Consider the following 5,919-nt stretch of genomic DNA (forward strand, 5'->3'; position numbering starts at 1 on the left):
CGCGCGGGCGGGGCGGGGGGCCCCCCGCCCCCGCCCCCCCCGCCCGGGGGGGGCCCCCCCGCGGCCGGCCGGAGTCCAGCCACGGATCGTGTGGACCGGGTCGATGAACGTCCAGGTGGCGGCCGGCGCCGTCGACCGGACGATCCACAACATCTCCGCCGCCGCGCAGGCGCTGGGCGGCTACCTGTCGGCCAACCAGGTGACCGGCACGGCGACCACCAGCGACGACGTCCCGCAGAGCGCGACGATCACCATCCGGGTGCCCGCGGCCTCGTTCGGCAAGCTCCAGGACGCCGTCACTGGGGTCGGCACCGTCCAGTCATCCACGACCTCGTCCCAGGACGTCACCGCCCAGTACGTCGACCTGCAGGCCCGCGAGGACGCGCTGACGACGTCACGGGGCACCTACCTGACGCTGCTGTCGAAGGCGACGACGGTCGGCGACATCCTTGCCGTCCAGCAGCAGATCGACGGGGTGCAGACGCAGATCGAGCAGATCGAGGGCCAGCGCAAGGTCCTCGCCGACCAGAGCGACCTGGGCACCCTCACCGTCGATCTCACCGAGAAGGGCGCCGAGGTCCACAAGCCGGGCCAGGAGAACGGCTTCGTGCACGCGTTCCGCGTCGCTGGCCGCAGCTTCCTGCGCGGCCTGGAGGGCATCATCTCCGCGCTCGGCGTGGTCGCGCTCATCGCCCTGGTCGTCGCCGTGCTCTACCTGCTCTACCGACTGGTCGGCCGGTTCCGCCGTGGTACCAGCGGTGGTGCCGGAGCGACTGGCGGCCGGCCAGTTCCCGCGGCACCTGTCGGCGCCACGCCCTCCGAGACGACCGATCGGCCCGCCGCCGGGAACGACGAGCCCTCTACCGGGACCACGGGCGGCGAGGGCTGACCCGGGGGTGGGCCTGGCCGTCGGCTGACAGCCAGGCCCGCCTTGGCGGGCTCGCGGTGCGGTCAGCCGCGGGCGAGCGCCGCGTCGACCATGGCCTGGGCCTCGGCGAGCACCGACTCCAGATGGTCGGCACCGCGGAAGCTCTCGGCGTAGATCTTGTAGACGTCCTCGGTGCCGGACGGTCGGGCCGCGAACCAGGCGTCGTCGGCGACGACCTTGATCCCGCCGATGGCCGCCTCGTTGCCCGGGGCGTGGGTGAGCGTCGCGACGATCGGCTGGCCGCCGAGCGTGGCCGCGCCGAGGGCCTTGGGGGTCAGCTTCTTCAGGACGTCCTTCTGCGCGGTGCTGGCTGGGGCGTCGATCCGCTGGTAGGCCGGGGCACCGTACTTCTCGGTCAGCTCCTGGTAGAGCACGCCCGGGTCTCGGCCGGTGACGGCGGTGATCTCGGCGGCCAGCAGGCAGGCGATCAGCCCGTCCTTGTCGGTCGTCCACACAGTGCCGTCCGACCGCAGGAACGACGCGCCGGCGCTCTCCTCGCCGCCGAAGCCCAGGCTGCCGTCGGTCAGCCCCGAGACGAACCACTTGAACCCGACGGGCACCTCGACGAGGTCCCGGCCCAGGCCCGCGGCGACCCGGTCGATCATGCTGGAGCTGACCAGGGTCTTGCCGATCGCCGTCGTCGGCGCCCAGTCTGTCCGGTGCGCGAACAGGTAGGAGATCGCCACGGCCAGGTAGTGGTTCGGGTTCAGCAGGCCGGCGCCGGGCGTGACGATGCCGTGCCGGTCGGCGTCCGCGTCGTTGGCGACCGCGACGTCGAAGCCCAGCCGCCCGTCCGCCGGCGTCGCGCCGGTCAGCCGCAGCAGCGACGCCATCGCGTAGGGCGAGGACGGATCCATCCGGATCTTGCCGTCCCAGTCGCGCGTCATGAAGCCGAACGTGGGGTCGACCGTGTCGTTGACGACGGTCAGGTCCAGCTCGTAGCGCTCCGCGATCGCCTGCCAGTACCGCAGACTCGCGCCGCCCAGCGGGTCGACGCCGATCCGGACACCGGAGCCGCGGATGGCGCCCAGGTCGACGACCTCGACGAGGTCGTCGACGTAGGCGGTCACGTAGTCGTGCACCGTCGCGGCGGCCCGAGCCTTCTCGTACGGCAGCCGGCTCATGCCGGCCAGGCCGGCGCGCAGCAGCTCGTTCGCCCGGTTCTGGATCGCGCCGGTGACCTCGGTGTCGGCGGGGCCGCCGTGTGGCGGGTTGTACTTGAACCCGCCGTCGGCCGGCGGGTTGTGCGACGGGGTGACGACGATGCCGTCGGCGACCCCCGACCGGCCGGACCGGTTGTGCGTGAGGATCGCGTGCGAGATCACCGGGGTGGGGGTGGCCTCACCGTCCGGGGCGATCCGGACGTCGACCCCGTGCGCGGCGAGCACCTCCAGCGCGCTCGCCAGCGCGGGGGCGGAGAGCGCGTGCGTGTCGATACCGACGAACAGCGGACCGTCGAAGCCGGCCGCCGACCGGTACTCGCAGATCGCCTGGGTGGTCGCCAGGATGTGGTCGGCGTTGAACGAGCCGTTCAGCGAGGAGCCACGGTGACCGGAGGTCCCGAACGCGACCTGCTGCGCCGGGTCCGCGGCATCCGGGTGGACGTCGTGGTAGGCGGCGACCAGGGCGTCGACGTCGACCAGCTCGGCCGGGTCCGCCGGCTTGCCGGCGAACGGGCTGAGGCCCGGGCTTACCGCCACGGTCGAATCCGGCGGTGCGCGAGCGGACGGCCAGGCGTGCCCGAGCCGGGTGGCGCGGGCCGGGGCGGCGCGGAGTCGGGCCGCGCGGCCGACAGCGGCCGGCTTGAGCCGCCGGGACGCGCCGGGCCAGGCCGAGTCGCATGGCGCCCGCTGGGGCGCGAGCCGGGTACCGGCATGGTCGGCCTCCAATACCGCCAGGGCGGCCGCCCGTTGGCGCCGTGCGCCTGGGCGGGCCAGGTGTTGACTGGTGGAGCGGGTGTTGACCTGTACAGCGGGTGTTGACCAGTACAGCGGGTCCTGCGTCCGCTCTACCGACGTGGACACGTCGAACCGGGCGGTACAGGTCGCCGCCGTGGGCGCGAGCCGTTGTGACCAGTGCCTCCGTCGGCGCCCCCGAGCCTAGCCGCCAGGACACGACTCGGTGAGGCTCTTTGGAGTCGACGGGGTTACCAGCCGGTGACTCGTCGCCGAAGGGCCCGATGTCGCTGCCAACCCCTCTCCACCGCCACTCGTCGCTCAGCACTCCCCGTCGGCCCGGCACTGCCGACGCCGGCCGGCTCCCGGCGACCCATGCGTCAACGGTATGGCGCGGGTCACTCCGTCGGGCCCCATCCCGTCTTGGAGGGGCGCGTCGTCCGCGTACGGCGTTACTGTCCGACGGTGTCGAACAAGGGCCTTCGCGACCGCGGGGGAGCGGCGCCGCCGCTGTGGCCCCGACTGACGGTCGGCTGCCGCGTCCCCGACGATGGGACGCCACCGCCCTCGCCGGACCGGTGGTGTCGATGAGGGGCGGCGGCACGGCGCCCGAGGTGCGACGGCTCGGCGTCATGGGTGGAACATTCGATCCCGTCCACAACGGGCACCTCGTCGCGGCCAGCGAGGTCGCCGCGCTGTTCGCGCTGGACGCCGTGGTCTTCGTTCCCAGCGGCCAGCCCTGGCAGAAGGTCGACCGCGAGGTCTCACCGGCCGAGGACCGCTACCTCATGACGTTCCTCGCGACCGCCGGCAACCCGCAGTTCACCGTCAGCCGCATCGACATCGACCGCGGCGGCCTGACCTACACCATCGACACGCTGCGCGAGCTGCACGAGCAGTACCCGGACGCCGAGCTGTTCTTCATCACCGGCGCCGACGCGCTGGCCCAGATCCTCACCTGGCGCGACGTCCACGAGCTGTTCCCGCTCGCGCACTTCGTCGGCGTGACCAGGCCGGGCTACCAGCTGACCTTCGACGCGAGCCTGCCGGCACAGTCGCTGAGCCTGCTGGAGGTGCCGGCGCTGGCGATCTCGTCGTCCGACATCCGCGACCGCGTCGGCCGCGGCGCGCCCATCTGGTACCTGACGCCCGACGCGGTCGTCCGATACATCGTGAAGCGCGGCCTCTACCACCCCCACCCGGACGGGCCGCCGCCCGGCCGCTGAGGTGACGCTGATCACGGGCCAGGCGAACCGGGGCGATACCGCCGTGACCTCCCGTGCGTCGGCGGCTACCGTGTCCTGGTTGGCGTCGTGTGCCCGCGGACGACGGCGCCCCGTTCCGCCACACCGCGACCAACCTCTTGGAGACCCCGCAGCGTGACCGCTTCCCCCCGGGCCGTCGAGCTCGCCCTCATCGCGGCCCAGGCCGCCGCCGACAAACTCGCGAAGGACATCACCGTCCTGGACGTCAGCGACCGGCTGGCCCTCACGGACTGCTTCGTGCTCGCCTCCGCCGACAACGAGCGGCAGGTCAAGGCCGTCGTCGACGAGGTCGAGGAGAGGCTCCGCCTGATCGGGGTCAAGCCACTGCGCCGCGAGGGCGAGCGTGAGGGCCGGTGGGTGCTGCTCGACTTCGTCGAGATCGTCGTGCACGTCCAGCGCATCGAGGAGCGTGAGTTCTACGACCTCGAGCGGCTCTGGAAGGACTGCCCGCAGATCGAGTTCGTCGACCGGGACGCGGCCGCGAGGACCGCTGTCCCCGTCGGCGGCGGCTCCGAATCCGGGGTCGGCAGCGCCGCGGGAGGCCTCCTCGGTGACCCGAGCGGACGGGCCGGCTCCTGGTGAGGCTGCTGCTCCTGCGGCACGGCCGGACCGAATGGAACAACGACGGGCGCTTCCAGGGCCAGGCTGATCCACCGCTGGACGAGGTCGGCCGAGCCCAGGCTGAGCGGGTAGGGCCGGTCATCGCGGCGATGCGCCCCGACCTGATCGTCTCCTCCGACCTACAGCGCTGCCAGGCGACCGCTGACCGGATCGGGCCGCGGTACCGGTCCGACGCCCGGCTACGTGAGATCGACCTCGGTCGCTGGTCCGGGCTGACCTCCGAACAGGCAGGCCGGCTGTACCCCGAGGAGGACGCCGCCTGGCGGCGCGGCGAGGACATCCCACGTGGGGGCGGCGAGACCTACCGCGACGTGGCGGCCCGCGCCGGCGCGCTGTTCGACGAGCTCGTCACGGCGGGCCTGCCGGGCGGTCCGGACAGCCTCGTGCTGTTCGTGCTGCACGGAGGCACCGCCCGGTCGCTCATCGGCCACCTGCTCGGCCTGCCCCCGGACACCTGGTGGCACTTCGGGCCGCTGCGCAACTGTCACTGGACCCTGCTGAGCAGCGAGCACGGACGGTTCCGCATCCTGGAGCACAATGCCGGGGTCCCGCGGGCTGATAAGGTCGAGATCGGTCCGCAGCAAGGGACCGCCTCGGTGGTGCTCCCCAGTCAGCCGACTGTGGGTCAGCCGACCCTGGGTCAGGCAACACTGGTCGGTGACGTCGCCGCGTCGGCCCCGGACACGGATCCGATAGACTCGCCGACACGGCCGCAGCCGGCCCGCTGACCCTCGGTCAGCGGTACGGGAAGCCAGCCGGCGGGTCGCCTGAACCAGGCGGAACGGTAGTAAAGTACGTGCACGGCCGGTCAATCCCGGCCAGCGGAACCTGTAGTACAGTAAGGCCCCGGCAGGGAAAAACGAATATGGGGCTGTGGCGCAGCCTGGTAGCGCATCACACTGGCAGTGTGAGGGTCAGGGGTTCGAATCCCCTCAGCTCCACGGGTAAGATTACCGTGCTCAGCGCCCCCTTCGGGGGGCGCTTTCGCGTTTGCCGCGATGTCTGCCCAGGGGGGCGACCCCCTGGAACCCCCGTCGTCAGGGGGCTTCGCCCCCCCCGACACCCCCCTCGCTCGCGTTCCGCGTCGCTCATCCTGGGGGGTTCGAATCCCCTCAGCTTTACGGGTAAGATTTCCGTGCTCAGCGCCCCCTTCGGGGGGCGCTTTCGCGTTTGCCGCGATGTCTGCCCAGGGGGGCGACCCCCTGGAACC

The 5,919-nt window shown here is 72.4% G+C and carries 5 protein-coding genes and 1 tRNA gene; 5 read left to right on the forward strand and 1 reads right to left on the reverse strand.

The features are described from left to right. Positions 1-88: 88 nt before the first annotated feature. Positions 89-889, forward strand: a complete 801-nt coding sequence (locus I6A60_RS29730) for a DUF4349 domain-containing protein (protein WP_307873934.1) — start codon at positions 89-91, stop codon at positions 887-889. A 62-nt stretch (positions 890-951) separates the two neighbouring features. Here the strand turns inward: I6A60_RS29730 and pgm are convergent, their stop codons facing one another. Beyond that, positions 952-2,628: a phosphoglucomutase (alpha-D-glucose-1,6-bisphosphate-dependent) gene (gene pgm / locus I6A60_RS29735; protein ID WP_203011868.1), complete on the reverse strand. Its 1,677-nt coding sequence runs from the start codon at positions 2,626-2,628 to the stop codon at positions 952-954. A gap of 827 nt (positions 2,629-3,455) precedes the next feature. Here pgm and nadD point away from each other — a divergent pair. The 4 genes from nadD to I6A60_RS29755 all read left to right on the forward strand — a co-directional run bounded on the left by nadD (position 3,456) and on the right by I6A60_RS29755 (position 5,650). Continuing rightward, on the forward strand, positions 3,456-4,049 hold the full coding sequence (gene nadD, locus I6A60_RS29740) for a nicotinate-nucleotide adenylyltransferase (RefSeq protein WP_041260526.1): 594 nt from the start codon (positions 3,456-3,458) through the stop codon (positions 4,047-4,049). Between the two features lie 153 nt (positions 4,050-4,202). Beyond that, on the forward strand, positions 4,203-4,670 hold the full coding sequence (gene rsfS / locus I6A60_RS29745; RefSeq protein ID WP_203011859.1) for a ribosome silencing factor: 468 nt from the start codon (positions 4,203-4,205) through the stop codon (positions 4,668-4,670). Further along, on the forward strand, positions 4,667-5,437 hold the full coding sequence (locus I6A60_RS29750; RefSeq protein WP_203011857.1) for a histidine phosphatase family protein: 771 nt from the start codon (positions 4,667-4,669) through the stop codon (positions 5,435-5,437). Before rsfS ends, I6A60_RS29750 begins: the two co-directional genes overlap by 4 nt. Before the next feature lie 139 nt (positions 5,438-5,576). Next, positions 5,577-5,650: transfer RNA gene (locus I6A60_RS29755), tRNA-Ala, on the forward strand. Positions 5,651-5,919: the final 269 nt, after the last annotated feature.

The organism is Frankia sp. AgB1.9 (assembly GCF_016786355.1).
Lineage (GTDB): Bacteria > Actinomycetota > Actinomycetes > Frankiales > Frankiaceae > Pseudofrankia.